An 18,342-nucleotide genomic window follows, 5' to 3' on the forward strand; every position below is an offset into this window, starting at 1 on the left:
AACAAGTGAAATAATAACAAAAGACACCCAATTTCATTTAGGTGTCTTTTGTTATTATAAGTATTTATTTACCACACAAAAAGCCCCACGAGCATAGCGCTTAACAAGGAAACAGCCATTCCGCTAACAAGAAGCTTCCAAACATTTTTACCGATTATCGATGATTTTTCTCCGCCAAATAATGAATTGTAAGTTCCGTAGATCATACCTACTGTACTAAAGTTAGCAAAAGAAGCTAGAAATGTAGTTGCAACAGCAATCGTATGCGGTTGTAAAGACTTTAAGTTTGATTTTAAATCCATCATGGCAACAAATTCATTCGTTGTGATTTTGATCCCCATTAATTCAGCTACATACATAGCATCACTGCCTGATAAACCAAGTAAAAAAGCGAAGGGACTAAAGATAATCGAGAAGATTTTTTGAATTGTTAAACCTGCTACAAAAAAGCTCAAAATACCATTTAAACATGCTGTTAATGCTACATAACCAATTACCATCGCTAAAATAACGATAACCATGTTCATCCCGACTAACATACTGTTTGAAATAGTAGAAAAGAAATCTTTTTTTTCATTTTTTGAAGGTGAATAAATAACATCATCTTCTTTAGTAACTTCTACAGGATTTAAAACATTAGCCAAGATTAATGCGTTAATACAGTTTAAAGGTATGGCGCTGAAAATATATGTTGCGGGAACCATTGATAGATAAGCACCAAGAATGGATCCGCTGACGCTACTCATACTCATAATTCCAAAAGTCAACAAACGATTTTCTTTTAACACAGATAATTGATCACGAACAACTGCAAGTGCTTCCGTATTTCCTAAAAACATCATTTGAATGGAAAAGAAGCTTTCTAACTTTGGTAAACGAGAAATCTTTGAAATGATTGCACCAACTTTATCGATAATCCAAGTTAAGATTCCAAAATACGAAAGAATATCAAAAAAAGTGATAACAAAAATGATGGGTAGTAATGCGCTAAAGAAGAAATCAACGGTTTGATTTTCCATAGCTGAAGGAAATGCAAATCGAATACCTTCATTAGCGCACGATAGTAACCAACTGAAAAATGATGCAATTTTATTAATGATAATACTGCCCAATTTGGTTCCTAACATAAACCACGTAATAAAAAGCTCCAATATTATTAGAATAACGATTGGTCTCCATTTTATTTTTCTTTTATTAGGCGAACATAGGAAAACGATTAATATTACAACGAAAATCCCTAACATATTTAATATGAAATGCATGTCAACAACTCCTTGAGGCTTATTATTTGTATATAAAAAAGCCCCTATTCTTCCAAATTTGGATTATGATCAGAAGTTATGAAGAATGTAAATTATGTTTGGGATTAATCTATTTCAATTAATGTACTAAAAATTAATGTTTTTTCGCTTTATAAAGGATATTTATTAATAAGGTAAAGCAACAAAATAAATCTATTGGCGGAACGAAGGACAACTAACAACTGCATCCATTTTTAAATTGTTTAGGTGAAATACCAGTATGTTTTTTAAAGATCTTTGTAAAATGACTTTGGTCGTGAAAATTTAATAATGTAGAAATTTCGGATATAGAATGTCTCGTATAAGTCATTAACTTTTTTGAAAAGGGAAGATAAATAACTAACTAGGGTTTAATGTGACTATTTCTGCTAGATGGGATAGTGATGCCTCTGAAATGATGGATGATATGCCATTACGAGCATTAGTGAACTTTAGCGCAGGTGCTTTTACAGAAGAAATGTTGAGTGAAATAATTGGGCTATTGAACGATGCACAAATGAATTAATAAGCGGTGAATGCAAGGAAGTTAGGCGGGAGATAATGGCCCGTAAATGCCTAATTAAAGTTTTACTTTATCCATTGAACATTCTTTGTTGAATTTTAATTAAGCTTAATAATTCATTGCAGGACGTTTCTCCAGCATGCAAAAAGGCAAATGAGAGTTAGAATCTCATTTGCTTTTTTTGTACTTATTCTGCTAAATGTAGAATCATATGCTTGTCTATCATCTTTAATCATTGCTTATAAATATGAACGATGAGATGGCCATGAACCTTGGAGTTTACGAAGTTGTATAATTTGACCTGTATGATAAGCATCGTGCAATAGGATATTCAGATATTGTTGCCAAACTGGTAGAGAAGGACTTGGTTGATCCAGTTCTGCTTCTTGAAGGGATGTTAATGAAGATTGTAAGGCATCATGTACTTGAAGCGTTCGCTTCACTGTTTGTTGCCACGCTTCATCATCATTAGGTCCACCTTGGACAAACGTGTCATCATTATTTTGTGGAGCAACAAATGTGTCATCCTGATGTAAGCGGGAAAGTAAACGCTCTTTAAAGGTTAGTAAATGGTTTGCATTTTCCCAAATCGTATTACTGGCCGTTCCTTCTGGTTGCCAACATGCTTGTGCAGCGGTAAGATTCTTTAACGCTTCTGATATCGGTGGGTACCATTCTTCTTCGTAAAAAACTTGCTTGACCCCATTTTGTAATATTTCTTTTTTACTCATTCGTATAGCCCCCTTAACTATGAGATAGACCAACAATAAGTGTTAGATAAATTAGGTAGAAACGTACTTACTTATCATCTGATTGATGTTTGGAAGGTTCTAAAAGAACAATATGGCGCCGTTGTAGTAATTGCAGAAACAAACGTATGCTTTCTAAATCATTTTTCTTACTGCAATAAATTCTCCTTTCTCTTTAATAAACCTGCCTCATAGTTGAACAAGAAAATCAATTGCAGCTTAAATTTAAAAATTTGTAGCAATATAAAGTTTTAGAAGGTTTTAAAATTCTAAAAAATTAGAAGGTATAATTCGATAAATATAGAATTTAATACATAGCAAATAAGGAGGGGATTAAATGGAAGTCTTTCACGTAACGAGTAGAAAGAGGGAAACGTACAACGTTCAAATGAAATATTCGATACTTTTCGAATGTGCACTTGGCATTGCGGCAGTTACTCATAAAAGGTTAATCGACACGCTTGAAAAATCTCAAAGCGAATGGGAAGAAATTAGACAATCATTATCGGTAGAGATGAGAGAGCATTTACAGTTTGTAGAAGAAAATAATACATGGAAAGCATTGCTTCAGTTATTGTATGAGGGAGATTTTCAGGATCTATCACAGTTTATTGCAAATATCGATTCACTTTCAGAAGAAGATTTAAAGTATATATGTTTACCGTTTTTAGGAGAAGCGTATCAAGCGAAAAGACGTTTAGCCGCAAGCGGAGAAGTATCTGTAATACATGAACTAAAGGAACTGACACATGATCATCAGTTTTTCTCTACGTATATAGAGTTTGTATGTCATGCCGATGTGCGCGAACTAAAAACGCATTTAATCGCCGTTATGACAGGTTGGTATGACAGTGTTGTTAAAAAAGAGGCAGAAGAAATTGTTTCTATACTACAGCGAGATTATGAAGCGAAAAATGAAATGAATAAAAAGATGAAACCGGAAGAGTTTGTCGAGTGGGCTACAGGTGGCGTTACATATATGCCAGAGCCAAGTGTTCATCACGTACTTCTTATCCCGCAAATTACGTACAGACCGTGGAACATAGAAGCTGATATTGAAGATACGAAAGTGTTTCATTATCCGGTCGCAAATGAAAGTATACATCCAGAAGATCCGTATGAACCGAGTTATTTTTTAGTTCATAAATATAAGGCGCTCGGGGATGAGGCAAGACTCCGTATTGTAAAACTACTATTTGAACAAGAGCGTACGCTGCAAGATATAACGGAAAGATTACAACTAGGAAAATCGACAGTACATCATCATTTGAAACTTTTACGTTCAGCAAAGTTAGTTGATATTCAAGACGGAAAATATGTATTGAGAAAGAAAGCAGTGCAGTCTTTAGCGAAAGAATTAGATGCATTTTTGAATAGATAATATACAACGAGAATGTACATAAAGGGAGGAATTTAATAGAAAAGTTGGTGAGCTATAGTGAAGAGTGTATTGAAAAACCGTTCATTCCTTTTTATGTGGATAGGTAGTGCAATTTCAGAATTAGGCGGGGCTTTCGGGACGTTATGTAATTCAATTCTCGTGTATGAATTAACAGGATCAAAAACCGCATTAAGTAGCATGTGGTTACTATATTTTATCCCGTCGCTCATACTACAACTTATAAGCGGGCCATATATTGATAAATGGAGCAGAAAGTGGATTATGATTTTTTCGCAATGGATGCGGGCCTCTGTTTTCTTACTGCCTTTAGTAATGCTTGTTACTAACAGTGTAGAAGTGTGGCACATTTATGTTGTTCAAATTATAGTAGGGCTCATTACGCCGCTTTATACACCTGCCAGTCAAGCGATTACACCAAGCATTGTAAGTAAAGAACAGCTTCAAGACGCAAATGCGTATATTGATGGGATGACTCGCCTTATGATGTTTCTAGCGCCAGTATTAGGTGGTATCGTTATTCATTTTATTGGAATGGAGTTAACACTATTTTTTGTGTGTATTTGTCTATTCATTAGTGGAGGGTTGTTGCTTTTCATTAGAGAAAAGAGGATAAAGCAAGAACTTAGAAAAACGTGGCTAGAGCAATTTCTTCATGGATTTACATATTTTTTCACAAGACCAGTTATCGTTTGGCTTGGTATCTTTCTAACATTCGTTCAATTTGGAGTAGGAGTAACGATGGTTACGAATCTTCCTTACATTAAAGATGAACTATCGGCAGGGTATGCTGAATACGGTTATTTTATGGCCGGTTTCCCACTTGGCTATGTAGTTGGATCAATATTAGTCGGAAAAGTAACATATAAAAGCCGGCGAATACTTATGCTTGGAGGATTGTTTATAGGTGGCCTTACATACATTTCTCTAGGGTTCAATCACAGTATTATAATTGCGGTAATTATTGAAGTAATTGCAGGTATTTGTATTTCATTTTTCAATGTTCATAATACGACGATATGCCAACAAACAGTCCCGAACAATATGATAGGGAAAGTATTTTCAGTACGACTATTCTTCATACGATCCGCTATGCCATTAGGTGTGTTATTAGGGGGAATACTGAGTGAAATGTGGGGAGTGAGAGCACTATACTTTATCATTGGTTCGATTATATGTGTCACTTCTTTAATAGGAATATTGCTTCCGTATTTCAAATTTTTAGATGAGGCGATTGAGGAGAAGTCAGCATAATTCTAAAAATTTAAAACTTTACAATTGAAAATAATTATCATAATCAATTATAATGGAAGAATACTAGTATTCGTATTATAAAAAGGGAGTGGGATTAAATGTTTATCGAAACTAAAACATTTACAGTAAAAGAAGGTACATCTAATATAGTTGTAGAGCGTTTTACAGGAGAAGGCATTATTGAAAAATTTGAAGGCTTCATCGACTTAAGTGTTCTCGTGAAAAAAGTGAGACGCGGAGATGAAGAAGTTGTAGTTATGATTCGCTGGGAATCTGAAGAAGCATGGAAAAACTGGGAAACAAGTGAAGAGCATTTAGCTGGACATAGAGCGGGCCGCGGTAAACCAAAACCAGATCATATCATTAACGTTGAACATGGGGTTTATTATGTGAAATCATCGAAATCGGCTTATCAGAAGTCGTAATAATATAAGCAGAGGATACATGTTGTAGAAACTAACATGTATCCTCTTTTTTAGTACTGGGGGGATGTAAATGACAGAGAACCTTTCATTCATTGCATATGAAAAACATAAAAAATTGGTACAAACAATATTAAGTGAAAGTGTATCTATGTATAAGGTAAATGGATTAATGCTCATCGGATCTATCGCAAGAGGTGACGCATACCCGGAATCCGATTTAGACTTATATGTTCTTTTAGAGAAGGGACAAAAGAAGGATTTTCATGCAGAAATGAGAGAAGATATTTTAATTGAATATAAGTATGCTGATTTTAATCTAATACAAGTAAACTTTAAAAACAATCCGATGGAACTATACTCATTTTTAGAAGGGAAATTTTTATTTGATAAAAGCGGTGAGTTGAAAAAGTTAAAGGAAATAGCTAAACATGAATTTGAAAACTACCGTGTTTCTAGTGATAAAGTAAAAGGCATTTCTCATTGGTTACATAGTTCGCTAATTAAAATTAAGACTGCTCTGAAAGCAAAAGATGAGTTAAAAGCATCATATATAGTTCAAACATCAACTTGGACATTGTTAGAGGGAATATGGGCTATTAATAACAAGCCAGTACCGCCAGCTGGATCTGTTTTGAAATATATTGAAACATTATCTAAAGTACCAACGAATTTTGCAGGTTTTATATATAAATTGTTTTTAGGTGATACGACAGAGCGCATCTCTTCAGCAATTTTCTTGATTGAGTGGGTTTTACTTAATTTGGAGAATAAATAATATGGCTATAACACTTGTCAATTTATATAGGTAAATCGATACTCCATATCGAATTGTTCATATGATTGCATTCATTTCGAAAAACGTTCTAAGCTATAGGAAAAAGCATAAGACTATTAAAAAATAGTCTTATACGGAACACTTGAATATCTTTCCTTACATATGTAAGTGTTATTAATATGAGTATATATACCCTCTGCTTAAAAGGAGATGAGTGAATGAAGTTGAATCATTTAAATCTATGTGTTGATGATTTATCAGAAGCTAGACATTTCTTTGAAACATTTTTTGATTTTCAATTTTTGGAGCAAAAGGGAAAGGCACTTGTAGTAATGAGTGATGAGAGTGGATTTATACTTGTGCTAAGTGATCCAAAAGCATTTAAGGGGAATAAGGAAGTTATGTATCCTGAAGCTTTTCATATTGGTTTTTTAGTGGAAACTTCAAGTGAAGTTGATCAATCATATAATCGTTTAGTAGCTGGTGGCATTGAAATAGGCAAGGAACCTTATACGATGAGAGGTAGTAGTTATGGTTTTTATTTTACAGTATTTAACGGCTTATTAATCGAAGTGTCTTGTATTGATTATAGAGATGGTAAGAAATTTTCAAAATCCAATGACACTCATCAAGAGTAATTGTTTGAAGGTGTATATGTAGCCCCTTATCCAGTTTGGAAAGGGGCTTGATACCATTTTAATCCTCTTTTTTAATGGAACACTAAAGTGAAAAAGAAGCGTCTTTTAGTCAGAAATTCGACTTATGAGACAGTTCCTTCATTTTTGTTTTCATATTTTATTATAACTGAAACAATTCCCATTTTTCGCAATGTAATCAATTAATCGAAATATTGCGAAAAATGGGATGTTTATGTGTTAAAATAAATATAGAAAACCATTTATTAACTATCGGCAGGTTAATAGAAAAAGGGTGTAAATAGTTAATAATGTCACAATTAAAATGCAACTAGATAGTTAGGAGGAATCATTATAGTGGATACTACACAACAAAATAGTAATGCATGGGATAAGAAGGTTGAAGAAGGTTCTAGATACACTCAACCTGTAAGTAGTGAGGTTATTGAAAAAAGTAAATCAGGTGAATGGGAAATCACAGTCACCACAGAAAAATCAGTTCCTAGAGATTGGTTTCCAAAGTCATTAGAGGGATTAAAGATACTTTGTTTAGCATCAGGTGGAGGGCAACAAGCACCAGTACTGGCTGCTGCTGGAGCAGATGTAACAGTTACTGATATATCTAAGAAGCAATTGGAACAAGATGAAAAGGTAGCGGAACGGGATGGATTAACTTTAAAAACAGTACAAGGAGATATGTCAGACCTTAGTGATTTTGAAGATGAATATTTTGATATTGTCATAAATCCTGTTTCTAATTTGTTTGTAAAAGATGTTTATCTTGTATGGAATGAGATTTCAAGGGTTTTAAAGAATAAAGGTATTCTTATTTCTGGATTTACAAATCCTTTACTATGGATTTTTGATGACAACCAAGAACAAAAAGGTATTTTGGATGTTAAACATTCAATACCTTCATCGACATTGGATTATTTACCAGAGGATGAAGTTCAAGATTACATTAATTTAAATCAAACAATAGAATACGCACATACTCTAGAAGATCAAATCCAAGGTCAAATTGAAGCTGGTTTTGTTATAATGGGTTTTTATGAGGATGATTTTGGTGGAACAAGGATATTAGATAAGCATATTAAAACTTTTATTGCTACAAAAGCTATAAAGTTAAAGGTTGATTAAAATTTTTGGCTCGTTAGTCGAAGAAGGAAACTTGAAAACAGTAAAAGTTCAATGTATGTCAAAAAGGATGGCACTTGCCATCCTTGAGTGTCAAAACAAGTTTTACACCTCTTAACCGAACCGGTTATAATAAATAGTCTGTCATTTTCCCCTTAATTTTTCACATCATTATATAGTTCCAGCGCCTCTTTCACATTCAATCTATTTTTCACAATGCCATGAATTGCTTGAATCATCGCAGCTGGATGTTCGGATTGCCATATGTTTCGGCCCATGTCTACTCCGATTGCGCCTTCTTGCAGCGCATTGTACGTAATGTTTAATGCGTCTTCGATTGAATCTAGTTTTGGGCCGCCCGCGATTACGACTGGAGCAGGGCAGGTACTTGTGATTTTTTCGAATCCTTCGCAGTAATACGTTTTAATAATGTCAGCTCCCATTTCAACACACACGCGGGAGGCGAGTGCTAGAAAGCGAGCTTCACGTTTTTGTAGCTCTTTCGCAACGGCGGTAATACCGAGTACTGGTAGGCCGTAATCGTGAGCTTCAGAGACTACATTTGCGAGATTTGAAACAGTTTGTGTTTCATAGTCTGATCCAACAAAGACAGAAACGCCGACGCCAATTGCGTTTTGTTTTACTGCTTCTTTCACAGGTGTAACAATTGTTTCATTCGCTAAATCTTTGCCGACTACAGTTGCACCGCCTGATACACGCATAACCATCGGTGTGCTGCAGTTTTCAGGAATACAGGAGCTGAGTACACCTCGTGTTAAAAAGAGGGAGTCTGTATATGGCAGCAAGTTTTTAACTGTTTCTAGCGGTTGTTCAAGTCCGTGAATTGGTCCTAAAAAATAGCCGTGATCTATCGCTAACATAACCGCTCTGCCGTCAGGTAAAATTGTGTTTAATCGATTTTTAAATCCCCAAGTCATTAGGAATCACTCCTTCGTTAATTTTGGATTTTCAGTTTGTACAGTATCTTTATTTGGTAAATGTGGTGACTTTATAAAAACAGCTTTAAAAGGTTTGTCAGAATGGTTAATAAGATAGTGAGATTCATGAGGTCGAACTTGCAAGACATCACCTTGTTTGATTGGAACTCTTTCGTTATTTATATAGAAATCTATTTCACCTTCTAACGCATAGAAGACTTCTTCGCACGTTGTATGATAGTGATTTTGAAACTCTTGCCCAGGCTGAATAACGACTAGGCCAAGATCGATATTTGGACCTTGTATTAAATATTTCGGCCCGTTATCACCGAAGCGATAGGTGAAATCGTCCTCATTCACTTTAAGCATAGAAATCACTCCTTTATGTAAAATGTGTTACAGCGCACCTGGGGCAATCCACATATGTGATGTGAGGCCTTTATCAGCTAAAGAAAGTTGGCTAGCATACACTGTTTTCCATGTTTCATAGAACCCTTTATAAAGCTCATGATTTTCAGCGTTTGGCTTAAATGTGTTTTCCCACTGTACAAATTGTTCGGCAGTTTCTTCCATCGATTCAAAAATGCCAGCGCCAACTCCAGCGGCAATTGCCGTACCTAAAGCAGCGGCTTCTTTTACAACGGGTACTTTAACAGGGATTCCTAGGACATCTGCTAGTATTTGTGGCCAAAGTTTTCCTTTAGCAGCGCCGCCAGCAAAAATCACTTCAGAAGGGAATTTCCCTGTGAGAGCCTCTATTAATTTCAAGTTGCCGAATGTAACGAAGGCGGCATTTTCTTCTATTGCGCGGAACATTTCTTTTTTACCGCATTTTTCAGCATCTAAACTTAAATTTAAAAAGGATGGTGCAGCATGTCGCCAAGAAATATAGTTCATTACATTTGAAAAAATAGGGATTATACCGTGAGAGCCTATAGGAACATCTTTTGCTTGTTCTTCTAGTAATTCATAAGCATCTACGCCAAATTTTTCAGCAAGCCTTTTTTCTTCTTGGCAAAAAGCATCTCGAAACCATCTCATAACAAGGCCAGGGAAGAAAGCGATTGTTTCGTATTGCCATAGGTTAGGAATGACGTGACAATTTACACGAATCGCCGCATTTGGATCAGTTTCTGGTTTTGTTATATTTACTTCTTGTTGCCAAAAACTGCCCCCGCATATAAATGTTTGTTCAGGCTTTACAACTCCAGTTCCAAGCGATGCCATTTGTGCATCTCCGCCGCCAGCAACGATCGGTGTTCCTTCGTGTAATCCTGTTAATTCAGCACTTTGTTTTGTGATATTCCCGATAACTGTACCAGCTTCATTTACTTTTGGAGAAAAGGTTAGAGTAAGACCGCATTGCTTAGCAACACAGTTATCCCAAGCTCTATTTTGTAAATCGAATATACCGGACGTACATCCATTTGAAGAATCAATTTGCAGTACGCCGCACAATTTATATAAAATCCAATCGTTTAACATTGTGAAAGAATGAATGTTTCTGTATACGTCTGGTTCATGTTTTTTAATCCAAAGTAAGCGAGGTAAAGCACCTAACGAAAAAGTTTGACCTGATTTTCTATATAAATCTTCTTCAATTTCGGAACGAATTTGTTTTAGCTCACTAACTTCCGCTGATGCGCGGCCATCAACATTTGCACAAGCCCATATTTCTTGCCCGTTTTTATCGTATAAAACAAAGCCCTCGCGCATACTCGTTGCACTAATACCTTTAATAGAAGAGGGGGGCGTATTACTTTTTTGAAGTACTTCTTTCGTACATTTTTGAACGAGCGGCCAGTTTTCCATTACATCAAAATTCATAGAACCAGGGTAACGACTATCTGATTTATGAATCCATTCTTTTTGACTAACAGCAAGTTGATTACCGTTTAAATCAAAAAGAACTGCTCGAATGCTCCCTGTACCAGCGTCGTAAGCTAAAAGAGTAGACATTAAGAGTCACCTTCCTTTCTTATTAAGGAGAGGGCAGTTTCTTCATCGGTAATTAATGTATGAATGAATTTCCCTTTTAAGGCGCCGTAAATTGCATCGATCTTTTCCGTGCCGCCAGCTACACCGACGACATGTTTCATATTTTGAAGAACAGAGAGTGGTGTGCCGATAAGACGGTTATGATGGAGAAGTTCTAATTGTTTTCCATCAGTATTATAAAATTGTCCTAAAATATCTCCTGCCCCGTTTTGACTACGTATATAAGTCATTTCACGTAGTGTTAATTTTTCTTCTTTCACAATTGTGGCGTCTTGAGATAAACCGCCAATGCCAACTACTGCTGTATGAGCGAGTGAAGCGACGTGAAGCATATCTTTCACGCTCGGTTCAGATAGAATAATTTGCGTCATTTCGTTTGTCGATGTTAGAAAAGGGGTAGGAATAATATGAAGATCGCCTTGCATGTAGTTTAAATAGCTTTGGTTTCTTGGAACATAGTGGTTTACGCCTCCTGTAAGAGTAACGATTGAAAGATTCATAGAGCTATCAAAATGAATGTTTTCTAGCATTTTACTTATCGTCTCTCCCCAGCCAATCCCAAGTAAATCTCCTTGTTGCAGATGAGTTTCTAAATATTGTGCGGCAGCTTTTCCGAGTGAACATGCATAATCTTCTGTTGGCGTTGGAATAACGAAAGCATCTTTGAGATGGAATTTTTTCATAAGGTCACGCTCGATGCTTAAACAGTGCAAACCAGTACCTTTTACGTGAAATGTGACGACACCTTCCGTCCGCGCTTTATCTAACAACCGAACGACTTTATTTCTTGAAATGTGAAGAAGTGAAGCAATTTCTTGCTGGGTTAATTGATCTTTATAATAGTACCAAGCTACTTTTGTTAACAAATTGTCTTCAAAGTTGAGCTGTGACATACTCTTCATCCCTTTCAACAATTGACCACTGCTTAAACATATGTGTTCGTTATTTTGTTTATTCCAGTTGAAGGGATAAATAGTCCGGTGAAAAAAGTGTTCTAGATATGGAAAAAGAAATATACAATGCTACAAAACAAGTAGAACAAAAAATCATTTTCTCAAAAAATGTTCTGCATAAAGGCAGGTGACAACATGTGGAGAACGTGCCCTTATTCCAAGTTACAAAGATGAGTAAATCATTTGCAGATCAACTAGTATTAAAAGAGGTGAATTTACAATTAGAGCCTGGAGATGTATACGCTTTAGTCGGAGGAAATGGTGCCGGGAAATCAACGTTAATGAAAATATTAACGGGTTTGTATTCATACGATGCTGGCAAGATGTATGTGAAAGGGGAAATACAACAGTTTTCAAACACAGCAGAAGCACATCAACATGGCATATATTTAATACCACAAGAGCCACTCATCTTTCCGCATATGACAATTGAAGAGAACATTTGTATCGGAATGAAAGCGAAAAAGAAAGAACTTCGAAATAAAATTAATAAGTTGCTAGAAGGCTTAGGTTGGAACATTCAACTTCAGAAGCTAGGGTTATCGTTATCCATTGCCCAGCAACAATTAGTAGAAATATTGAGGGGATTAATAAGGGAAGCTGAGATTCTTATTCTAGATGAGCCAACATCGACATTAACAACTCACGAAATTAAGAGTCTTTTTGTGTTGATAAAAAGCTTAAGAGAAAAAGGAATTGGCATGATATACATTACGCATCGTTTTCCAGAAATCTTTGAAATTGCAAATAAAGTAGCGATTTTGCGTGACGGTATGATTGTAAGTCAAGGGGATGTATCAAGCTATACATATGACATGCTAATGGAGGGGTTATTACCGAAAGGTTATAAACTTGAGGAGAAGAAAGAAATCGCGCAAGAAGAAATAGAGCATTCGGAAAAAGTATTAGATGTCATGAATGCGTCTAGTTATGCTTTTCAAAATGTATCATTAACTGTACACGCTGGAGAAATTGTCGGGATTTCAGGTATTGTCGGATCAGGTAGGACTGAATTAGCTGAATCAATATTTGGATTAATGCCTTTGAAATCAGGTTCCGTTTTATTAGAGGGAAAATCCATTACGAAGTATTCGGTACATAAGCGAATAAAGGAAGGTATGGTGTATGTACCGGAGGACCGAGCAGGGAATGGTATATTTTCAATTGCGTCTGTTAAGGAAAATATAACATCTGCATCTTTAAAAAGTATGAGTAGCTTCTTTTTAAACAACAAAAAAGAAAGCGCTTTATCAGAGTTGTATATAAAACAGTTTCAAATTGTTGTCCCTCATATGAATGAGAAAATGACGTCTTTATCAGGTGGGAACCAACAGAGGGTCGTGCTAGCGAAATATCTTGCATGTAATCCGAAAGTGATTATTCTTGATGAACCGACCCGCGGTATTGATGCGAAAGCAAGACTAGAGGTATACGAAACGATACAAAGTTTGAAGAGAGAGGGACTTGCGATCATATTAATCTCTTCAGATGTAGAAGAAATTGTTCAATTAGCGAATCGGGTATATGTGATGAGAAACGGAGAATTCGTCTCTCATTTAGAGAAGAAGGAAATTTGTATTGATGAAGTTACACGCCTTGCGTACGGAGGAAAGGGAGGTGTAACGGAGTGAAGCGTTTATTTAAAATGCATGAGACGTCTATTATTATTTTATTACTTCTTTACATAGCCTTCGTTGGAGTAATGAATCCGAGTTTTGTGCAGTTTAGCTCTTTATCTTTAATTATGAAATCAAGCGTTATTTTAGTTATTTTGGCAATTGGTCAATCTTTCGTATTGTTTACGAAAAATATAGATGTATCAGTAGGATCTATCATGGGATTAAGCGCTGCGGTTTGTGGGATGTTGTTAACAGATGGATACAGTGCTTTTATTTCGATATTTGCGGCAATTATATTTGGTGCTCTTATTGGTATGGTAAACGGAATTGGCGTTACGAAATTTCGAGTGCCAGCCATCATTATGACATTAGGAATGCTCGGTATTATTAGAGGTGCAATGTTAATATTTACGGGCGGAAAGTGGATTGAAGATATTCCGAATGAGTATAAACAAATTGCTTCTATTATGATGTTAGGTATTCCGATAACGGTATGGACCGTTCTTATCATATTACTACTACTATATTTCTTTTTAATGAAAGTTCAAATTGGAAGATATTTTTATGCGGTCGGTGATAATGAAGATGGTGCAAGGCTTATTGGAATACATGTAGATAAAGTGAAAATATACGCGTTTATCATATCAGGCATAAGCGCTGGGCTCGCTGGATGTATATTCGTAATGAATATTGGATTCGTTCCAAATCAAACAGGTACAGGAATAGAATTGCAAGTTATCGCCGCTGCTGTTTTAGGTGGTATTCATTTAAAAGGAGGAACAGGCTCTATATTTGGAGCGGCATTAGGTGCATTCTTCTTAGAAGTGATAAGCAGTTCACTCGTCTTTTTAAAAATACCTGCATTTTGGAATAGTGCTATTTCAGGATTTTTACTTCTACTCATCATCGTATTAGATAGTGTCTTAAAAAAATGGAAGAAACTCCGGCAATTAGAAGAAAGGAGGGTGAATCTATGAAAGGAATACGTAGCTTGTATAGATGGGAAGGGGTTCTTCTCATATTGCTTCTCGTAGAATTCATTCTCTTTAGTTTCATAAATAGTGATTTCTTAAACATTAGTAACCTCCTTTTTAGTATGAACGATTTCCTCATTATTTCAATCGCGGCTATTCCGATGACATTTGTTATTGTAACCGGTGGAATTGATGTATCAGTAGGATCTATTATGGGACTTACTTCGATTCTTATCGGAGTATTTTGGATGAATGGCATGCCTATACTGTTGGCCGTTATCATTGCGCTCGTAGTAAGTTGTATAGCGGGCGGATTAAATGGACTTATTATAAAAATGACAGATGTAGAACCTCTTGTTGTTACACTTGGAACGATGTTTTTATATGCGGGAATCGCCCTTGTTATTTCAGGTGGTTCGGGTGCAGCGGGCTATGAAGGAATAAGTGGTTTACCAGATTCGTATGTGCAACTGGCAAATGGTAGTTTTATCGGTATACCTAATCTATTATGGCTCCTTGTCATTTTAACGATAGTATTTACGATATTGTTTCACCGTACAACATATGGTCGCTACGCAAAATTAACTGGCGTAAATGAAAGTACGGCGAAATATTCCGGTATTCGAACGAAGAAAGTAGTGATTATTGCTTACGTACTTTCTGGGTTAGGTGGTGGATTAGGAGGAGCTTTCTTAACAGCTTATTTCGGTTCTGCTCGTGCTGATATTGGAAGTGAAACGATTTTGCCAGTTATTACGGCAGTTGTATTAGGCGGCACACTTATTACGGGCGGAAAAGGGAGTATTATTGGGACGGTACTAGCGAGTATTTTTATAGGACTCATGCAGTACGGTTTGCAAATGACGGGCTTAACGAATGAACAATCAAATGTAGTAATAGGTATTATCCTTATTATTTCTGTTATTATGAGACATTTCAAATTACAACGATTCACTACGGGGAAAAGAAGGAATTTGCATAAGGGGGAAATGTCATGAAGAGAAAACTGGGGATTGTTATGATTATGTGTATTTGTTTAATCGGTTTAATTGCTTGTTCTAGCCAAACAGCGGATAAGAAAAAAGCAGATGATGTAAAATTTGCGTTCATTCCGAAATTAACGGGAGTTGGCTTCTTCACATCAGGCGGTGAAGGTGCAAAAGAGATGGGGGATAAGTTAGGTGTACAGGTGAAGTACGATGGACCGTCTGAGGCGAGTGTATCAGGGCAAGTAAAATATATAAACAATTTCATTAATCAAAACTACGATGCAATTATGGTTTCATCTACGTCAGTTGATGGTCTCTCGCAATCACTGCAACGTGCAAAGAAAAAGGGGATGACTGTATTAACGTGGGATTCTGATGTGAATCCGAAAGACCGTTCGTTTTATATTAGCCAAGGTACACCAGATCAACTTGCAAATTTATTAATAGAAATGACATCTAAGCAAATTGGAGATAAAGGGAAGGTCGCATTCTTTTATTCAAGCCCAACTGTAACAGATCAAAACCAATGGGTAACGAAGGCGAAAGAGATTATAAAAGAGAAATACCCGAACTGGGAAATTGTAACGACGCAATATGGTGAAAATAATGCACAAAAATCTTTATCAGTAGGGGAGAGTATTTTAAAAACGTATCCGGATATTAACGCAGTAATATGTCCAGATGCAACAGCACTTCCAGCGATGGCGCAAGCAGCTGAAAATTTGAAAATGGATAAAAAAGTAGTCGTAACTGGTTTTTCGACACCGAATGTTATGCGTGATTATGTAAAACGAGGAACGGTACAACAATTTGGATTATGGGATGTAAAACAACAAGGTGCACTCGCAACGTATGTCGCAAATGAAATTGTTGTAAAAGGGAAAAAATTAAAAGTAGGCGATAGCTTCGAAGTAAAAGGAATCGGCAAAGTGAAAGTAGAACCAAACTCTATTCAAGGGTATGACTATGAGGCAGCAGGAAACGGTATTATCGTACTTCCTGAACGAGTTGTATTTACGAAGGATAATATTGATAAATATAATTTCTAGTTGAGAGTTAACGGAGGTTTTTCATTTCTTGTCGAATTGCTGATATAATTTTAGTCACTATATTTCTTCGTCAAACATAATAAAAACGTCCGAATATATCGGACGTTTTTATTATGTCGTTTTTTTAATCTATTCATTAATTGTGAACAGCTTCTTTTTCATTTAACCCAAGTGTGCGTCCTGTTGAAGCGTGAAGTTCTTGGAACAGTCTTGGATTTTCCGTAAGTGATATACCATATGAAGGAATCATTTCTTTTATCTTTGGCTCCCATGCTAGTATACGTTCTGGGAAGCATTTTTCTAATACTTCAAGCATAACGTGAACAGCAGTAGAAGCACCTGGAGAAGCACCAAGTAACGCAGCGATTGATCCGTCATTTGCACTAACAACTTCTGTACCAAATTGAAGTGTTCCTTTACCACCTGCGTCAGTATCTTTAATTACTTGCACACGTTGTCCAGCAACGACAGTATCCCAATCTTCACTTTTAGCGTTCGGAATAAACTCACGTAATTCTTCCATACGCTTTTCGTGTGATAACATGACTTGTTGGATTAAGTATTTTGTTAATCCCATTTCTTTTACACCGGCTGCTAACATCGTTAAGACGTTATTCGGTTTTACAGAGCCAATTAAATCAAGATTTGAGCCAGTTTTTAAGAATTTAGGTGAGAAACCTGCAAATGGTCCAAACAGTAAAGCTTTTTTGTTGTCTATATATCTTGTATCAAGGTGAGGTACAGACATTGGCGGAGCGCCAACTTTAGCTTTTCCGTATACTTTTGCATGATGCTGCTCTACAACTTTTTGGTTTTTACATACCATAAATAGTCCACTTACTGGGAATCCTCCAATATGTTTTGATTCAGGAATACCAGTTTTCTGAAGTAGAGGTAGACTACCGCCACCGCCGCCGATAAAGACAAATTTTGCAGTATGATGCTCGATTTTACCACTATTCATATCGTGTACTTTTACTTCCCACAAACCATTTTTCGTGCGTTTAATATTTTCGACACTATGTTTGTAGTTTAGTTCGACATTTTTAGTTTGTAAGTAATCAAACAACATGCGTGTTAATGCACCAAAGTTAACATCTGTTCCAGAGTCAATCTTCGTTGCAGCCATCGGTTCATCAGGTGTACGGCCTTCCATTATGAGCGGAAGCCAATTTTTTAATGTTTCAGGAGCATCAGAAAACTCCATTCCTTGAAACAGTGGATTTTTTGAAAGCGCTTCAAAACGGTTTTTTAGAAACTCTACATTTTTTTCCCCTTCTACTAAACTCATATGAGGAAGTGGCATAATGAAATCTTGTGGATTACGAATTAATTTGCTTTTTACAAGATATGCCCAAAATTGTCTTGAAAGCTGGAATTGCTCATTCACTTTTACAGCCTTACTAATATCTATAGATCCGTCAGATTTTTCGGAAGTATAGTTCAGTTCGCATAGCGCAGAATGCCCTGTACCTGCATTATTCCATTCGTTAGAGCTTTCTTCCCCGGCACTTGCGAGTTTTTCAAAAACTTTAATTTCCCATTCAGGTGCTAATTCTTTTAGTAATGAGCCTAACGTTGCACTCATAATTCCTGCACCAATTAAGATAACGTCTGTTTTTTGCTGCATGTTGCTCATGATAAT

18 protein-coding genes and 1 pseudogene are annotated in these 18,342 nt (G+C 36.1%); 11 read left to right on the forward strand and 8 right to left on the reverse strand.

Going from position 1 to position 18,342, the window contains the following annotated elements; translation table 11 throughout:
• Positions 1-68: 68 nt before the first annotated feature.
• Positions 69-1,262: a nucleoside transporter C-terminal domain-containing protein gene (locus QCI75_RS12250; RefSeq protein ID WP_144506319.1), complete on the reverse strand. Its 1,194-nt coding sequence runs from the start codon at positions 1,260-1,262 to the stop codon at positions 69-71.
• Between the two features lie 214 nt (positions 1,263-1,476).
• Positions 1,477-1,623, reverse strand: a pseudogene (locus tag QCI75_RS30525) (helix-turn-helix domain-containing protein); the annotation flags it as partial.
• Positions 1,624-1,656: 33 nt separating this feature from the next.
• Here QCI75_RS30525 and QCI75_RS12260 point away from each other — a divergent pair.
• Positions 1,657-1,806, forward strand: coding sequence for a hypothetical protein (locus QCI75_RS12260; RefSeq protein ID WP_165497923.1), 150 nt, complete (start codon positions 1,657-1,659; stop codon positions 1,804-1,806).
• Between the two features lie 236 nt (positions 1,807-2,042).
• Here the strand turns inward: QCI75_RS12260 and QCI75_RS12265 are convergent, their stop codons facing one another.
• Positions 2,043-2,534, reverse strand: coding sequence for a DinB family protein (locus QCI75_RS12265; RefSeq protein WP_144506318.1), 492 nt, complete (start codon positions 2,532-2,534; stop codon positions 2,043-2,045).
• Positions 2,535-2,889: 355 nt separating this feature from the next.
• Between QCI75_RS12265 and QCI75_RS12270 the strand changes: the two genes are divergently transcribed.
• From QCI75_RS12270 to QCI75_RS12295, 6 genes are all read left to right on the forward strand, one after another.
• Complete coding sequence (locus QCI75_RS12270; RefSeq protein ID WP_353760565.1) at positions 2,890-3,933, forward strand: ArsR/SmtB family transcription factor; 1,044 nt, start codon at positions 2,890-2,892, stop codon at positions 3,931-3,933.
• A 57-nt stretch (positions 3,934-3,990) separates the two neighbouring features.
• Positions 3,991-5,205: an MFS transporter gene (locus QCI75_RS12275; protein WP_144506316.1), complete on the forward strand. Its 1,215-nt coding sequence runs from the start codon at positions 3,991-3,993 to the stop codon at positions 5,203-5,205.
• Between the two features lie 98 nt (positions 5,206-5,303).
• Positions 5,304-5,630: a heme-degrading monooxygenase HmoA gene (hmoA, locus tag QCI75_RS12280; protein WP_070139454.1), complete on the forward strand. Its 327-nt coding sequence runs from the start codon at positions 5,304-5,306 to the stop codon at positions 5,628-5,630.
• A gap of 70 nt (positions 5,631-5,700) precedes the next feature.
• Positions 5,701-6,405: a nucleotidyltransferase family protein gene (locus QCI75_RS12285; protein ID WP_144506315.1), complete on the forward strand. Its 705-nt coding sequence runs from the start codon at positions 5,701-5,703 to the stop codon at positions 6,403-6,405.
• 218 nt (positions 6,406-6,623) lie between these two features.
• Positions 6,624-7,043 (forward strand): VOC family protein, encoded by a 420-nt coding sequence (locus tag QCI75_RS12290; protein ID WP_144506314.1) that lies wholly within the window; start codon positions 6,624-6,626, stop codon positions 7,041-7,043.
• A gap of 354 nt (positions 7,044-7,397) precedes the next feature.
• The gene (locus tag QCI75_RS12295; protein WP_144506313.1) at positions 7,398-8,180 is read left to right on the forward strand and encodes a class I SAM-dependent methyltransferase; all 783 of its coding nucleotides are present in this window, start codon (positions 7,398-7,400) and stop codon (positions 8,178-8,180) included.
• A gap of 152 nt (positions 8,181-8,332) precedes the next feature.
• On the opposite strand, the gene lsrF is transcribed toward QCI75_RS12295, so the two are convergent.
• The 4 genes from lsrF to QCI75_RS12315 are packed head-to-tail and all read right to left on the reverse strand — an operon-like array spanning position 8,333 to position 12,006.
• The gene (gene lsrF / locus QCI75_RS12300; RefSeq protein WP_002084866.1) at positions 8,333-9,115 is read right to left on the reverse strand and encodes a 3-hydroxy-5-phosphonooxypentane-2,4-dione thiolase; all 783 of its coding nucleotides are present in this window, start codon (positions 9,113-9,115) and stop codon (positions 8,333-8,335) included.
• Between the two features lie 6 nt (positions 9,116-9,121).
• On the reverse strand, positions 9,122-9,484 hold the full coding sequence (locus tag QCI75_RS12305; RefSeq protein WP_144506312.1) for a cupin domain-containing protein: 363 nt from the start codon (positions 9,482-9,484) through the stop codon (positions 9,122-9,124).
• Positions 9,485-9,511: 27 nt separating this feature from the next.
• Positions 9,512-11,074 (reverse strand): autoinducer-2 kinase, encoded by a 1,563-nt coding sequence (gene lsrK, locus QCI75_RS12310; protein WP_144506311.1) that lies wholly within the window; start codon positions 11,072-11,074, stop codon positions 9,512-9,514.
• A complete protein-coding gene (locus QCI75_RS12315; protein ID WP_353760566.1) occupies positions 11,074-12,006 on the reverse strand; it encodes a sugar-binding transcriptional regulator in 933 nt (310 codons plus the stop codon). Before QCI75_RS12315 ends, lsrK begins: the two co-directional genes overlap by 1 nt.
• Positions 12,007-12,203: 197 nt before the next feature.
• Here QCI75_RS12315 and QCI75_RS12320 point away from each other — a divergent pair, with 197 nt between their 5' ends.
• The 4 genes from QCI75_RS12320 to lsrB are packed head-to-tail and all read left to right on the forward strand — an operon-like array spanning position 12,204 to position 16,697.
• A complete protein-coding gene (locus QCI75_RS12320; RefSeq protein ID WP_353760567.1) occupies positions 12,204-13,697 on the forward strand; it encodes a sugar ABC transporter ATP-binding protein in 1,494 nt (497 codons plus the stop codon).
• On the forward strand, positions 13,694-14,662 hold the full coding sequence (locus tag QCI75_RS12325) for an ABC transporter permease subunit (protein ID WP_353760568.1): 969 nt from the start codon (positions 13,694-13,696) through the stop codon (positions 14,660-14,662). Before QCI75_RS12320 ends, QCI75_RS12325 begins: the two co-directional genes overlap by 4 nt.
• The gene (locus QCI75_RS12330; protein WP_144506786.1) at positions 14,659-15,657 is read left to right on the forward strand and encodes an ABC transporter permease; all 999 of its coding nucleotides are present in this window, start codon (positions 14,659-14,661) and stop codon (positions 15,655-15,657) included. Before QCI75_RS12325 ends, QCI75_RS12330 begins: the two co-directional genes overlap by 4 nt.
• Complete coding sequence (lsrB, locus tag QCI75_RS12335; protein ID WP_144506787.1) at positions 15,654-16,697, forward strand: autoinducer 2 ABC transporter substrate-binding protein LsrB; 1,044 nt, start codon at positions 15,654-15,656, stop codon at positions 16,695-16,697. The genes QCI75_RS12330 and lsrB overlap by 4 nt, the downstream gene beginning before the upstream one ends.
• A 136-nt stretch (positions 16,698-16,833) precedes the next feature.
• Here the strand turns inward: lsrB and QCI75_RS12340 are convergent, their stop codons facing one another.
• Complete coding sequence (locus tag QCI75_RS12340; RefSeq protein ID WP_353760569.1) at positions 16,834-18,336, reverse strand: malate:quinone oxidoreductase; 1,503 nt, start codon at positions 18,334-18,336, stop codon at positions 16,834-16,836.
• Between the last annotated feature and the right edge of the window lie 6 nt (positions 18,337-18,342).

Source organism: Bacillus cereus group sp. RP43, from assembly GCF_040459645.1.
Taxonomy (GTDB): Bacteria; Bacillota; Bacilli; order Bacillales; family Bacillaceae_G; genus Bacillus_A; species Bacillus_A mycoides_C.

Excerpts from the sequence above, each read along its gene's own strand:
- QCI75_RS12315 (WP_353760566.1), bottom strand. The coding sequence starts at position 12,006 with ATGTCACAGCTCAACTTTGAAGACAATTTGTTAACAAAAGTAGCTTGG.
- hmoA (WP_070139454.1), top strand. The coding sequence starts at position 5,304 with ATGTTTATCGAAACTAAAACATTTACAGTAAAAGAAGGTACATCTAAT.
- QCI75_RS12330 (WP_144506786.1), top strand. The coding sequence starts at position 14,659 with ATGAAAGGAATACGTAGCTTGTATAGATGGGAAGGGGTTCTTCTCATA.
- lsrB (WP_144506787.1), top strand. The coding sequence starts at position 15,654 with ATGAAGAGAAAACTGGGGATTGTTATGATTATGTGTATTTGTTTAATC.
- QCI75_RS12290 (WP_144506314.1), top strand. The coding sequence starts at position 6,624 with ATGAAGTTGAATCATTTAAATCTATGTGTTGATGATTTATCAGAAGCT.
- QCI75_RS12340 (WP_353760569.1), bottom strand. The coding sequence starts at position 18,336 with ATGAGCAACATGCAGCAAAAAACAGACGTTATCTTAATTGGTGCAGGA.
- QCI75_RS12285 (WP_144506315.1), top strand. The coding sequence starts at position 5,701 with ATGACAGAGAACCTTTCATTCATTGCATATGAAAAACATAAAAAATTG.
- QCI75_RS12265 (WP_144506318.1), bottom strand. The coding sequence starts at position 2,534 with ATGAGTAAAAAAGAAATATTACAAAATGGGGTCAAGCAAGTTTTTTAC.
- QCI75_RS12250 (WP_144506319.1), bottom strand. The coding sequence starts at position 1,262 with ATGCATTTCATATTAAATATGTTAGGGATTTTCGTTGTAATATTAATC.
- lsrK (WP_144506311.1), bottom strand. The coding sequence starts at position 11,074 with ATGTCTACTCTTTTAGCTTACGACGCTGGTACAGGGAGCATTCGAGCA.
- lsrF (WP_002084866.1), bottom strand. The coding sequence starts at position 9,115 with ATGACTTGGGGATTTAAAAATCGATTAAACACAATTTTACCTGACGGC.
- QCI75_RS12305 (WP_144506312.1), bottom strand. The coding sequence starts at position 9,484 with ATGCTTAAAGTGAATGAGGACGATTTCACCTATCGCTTCGGTGATAAC.
- QCI75_RS12270 (WP_353760565.1), top strand. The coding sequence starts at position 2,890 with ATGGAAGTCTTTCACGTAACGAGTAGAAAGAGGGAAACGTACAACGTT.